General features: G+C 63.9%; 2 protein-coding genes and 1 pseudogene. All 3 read left to right on the top strand.

The features are described 5' to 3' along the window. Positions 1-61: 61 nt before the first annotated feature. Positions 62-244 (top strand): annotated as a pseudogene (locus ENZ75_RS30170) (SDR family oxidoreductase); the annotation flags it as partial. A 10-nt stretch (positions 245-254) separates the two neighbouring features. After that, positions 255-1,202 carry a 3-hydroxyacyl-CoA dehydrogenase gene (locus tag ENZ75_RS30165; RefSeq protein WP_063167526.1) on the top strand — a complete coding sequence of 316 codons (948 nt, stop codon included), beginning with the start codon at positions 255-257 and terminating at the stop codon, positions 1,200-1,202. Beyond that, a partial coding sequence (locus ENZ75_RS30160) for a 3-keto-5-aminohexanoate cleavage protein (protein WP_164888122.1) occupies positions 1,199-1,989 on the top strand: 791 nt, incomplete at its 3' end. The genes ENZ75_RS30165 and ENZ75_RS30160, both read left to right, overlap by 4 nt.

Raw genomic sequence — 1,989 nt, 5'->3', positions numbered from 1 at the left:
GCATCGACATCTGCCTGACCGGCCAGTTCCTGTGCGCCCGCCGCCTTGATCAGCGGCACCGCGCGCCAAGCAGGTCGGTATCAGCCACGAGGAGATGACCGGGCGCTATCTGCAGAACATCTCGCTGCGTCGCATGACCAGCCCCTATGATGTCGCGTCGATGGTCGCCTTCCTGCTCTCCGATGCGGGGATCAACATTTCCGGCCAGTCGCTCGGCGTCGACGGCAACGTCGAAACACTTTGAGGAACAAACCATGGCCAATGTCGCGATCGTCGGAAGCGGGTTCATCGGGCGGGCCTGGGCGATCAGCTTCGCCCGCGCCGGCCATGACGTGCGGATGTGGGACCAGTCGCCCACTGCCCCAGGTGGAGCCCGCGACTACATTGCCGGCGTGCTCGGCGATCTCGCCCAGAACGATCTTCTGCGGGGACAGCAAGCCGGTGAGGTTCTTGACCGTATCTCCGTTGTCGCCGAGCTTGAAGAGGCGTTGGCAGGTGCCGTGCATATCCAGGAGAACACGCCCGAGAATCTCGAGGTGAAGCGCAAGGTGTTCTCCTTGATCGACACGCTTGCCGATCCGCGAACAGTCATCGCCAGTTCCACCTCGGCGCTGTTGCCGTCGAAATTCACCGACCATCTGCAAGGGCGGCAGCGCTGCCTGGTCGTGCATCCGATCAACCCGCCCTATCTCATTCCGGCGGCCGAAATCGTGCCGGCGCCGTGGACCTCGGCCGAGACGGTCGAGAGAACCCGCGCCTTCCTCGTCGACGCCGGCCACGCGCCACTGGTCATGCAGCACGAGCTTGACGGCTTCATCATGAATCGCCTGCAAGGCGCATTGCTTGAGGAAGCTTTCCGGCTTGTCGCCGATGGCTACGCCAGTGTCGAGGATGTCGACGTCGGCATCCGCGACGGGCTGGCGCTGCGCTGGTCGTTCATGGGGCCGTTCGAGACCATCGATCTCAATGCACCCGGCGGCGTGCGCGACTATGTCGAGCGCTATCAGGGCATCTATTCCAACATCTTTCCCCAGACGCAGCGGCGCGTCGACTGGGCCGGCAAGGTCATCGATACAGTCGAGGCTGATCGCCGCAAGCGACTGCCACAGCAAAGCCTAGGCGACCGGCAGGTGTGGCGTGACCGCCGGCTCATGGCGCTCGCCGCCCACAAGAGAAAATCGGATCAGGAGTTTGGAGAATGACGCAAACCAGTCGCAAGCCGGGACCTGCACAGACCAGGGGCAAGGTCATCATCACCTGCGCGGTGACGGGCGCCATCCACACGCCGACCATGTCGCCCTATCTGCCGATCACGCCCGACCAGATCGCTTCGGAGGCGATCGCGGCGGCGGAAGCCGGTGCCGCGATCCTGCATCTGCATGCCCGCGATCCGGAAACCGGCAAGCCCGACCAAACGCCGGAGGCCTTCGCCCGCTTCCTGCCGCGCGTCAAGCAAGGCACCAACGCCGCCATCAACATCACCACCGGTGGCAGCCCCTACATGAAGGTCGAGGAGCGCGTGCGCCCGGCCGCCCAGTTCAAGCCGGAAGTCGCCTCGCTCAACATGGGCTCGATCAATTTCGGGCTCTATCACCTGGCCGACAAATACGAGACCTTCAAGTTCGATTGGGAAAAGCCGCATCTGGAAGCGACGCGCGACCTCGTCTTCCGCAACTCATTCAAGGACATCGAGTACATTCTGGCGACCTGCTACGACAACGGCACGCGCTTCGAGTTCGAGTGCTACGACATCGCCCATCTGTACAACCTTTCCCACTTCGCCGACCGTGGGCTGGTGAAGCCGCCTTTCTTCGTGCAGTCGGTGTTCGGGCTGCTCGGCGGCATCGGCACGCATCCAGAAGACGTCGCCCATATGAAGCGCACTGCCGACCGGCTGTTTGGCGACCAGTTCCGGTGGTCGGTGCTGGGCGCCGGCGCCAGCCAACTGCGCATCGCCGCGCAATCGGCGGCCCTTGGCGGCAACATCCG

It is taken from the genome of Mesorhizobium sp. M7A.F.Ca.CA.002.04.1.1, from assembly GCF_004022805.1.
Classification (GTDB): Bacteria; Pseudomonadota; Alphaproteobacteria; order Rhizobiales; family Rhizobiaceae; genus Mesorhizobium; species Mesorhizobium ciceri.
The sequence above is the reverse complement of the archived record's forward strand: the minus strand, read 5'-3'. Positions and strand labels throughout refer to the sequence as shown.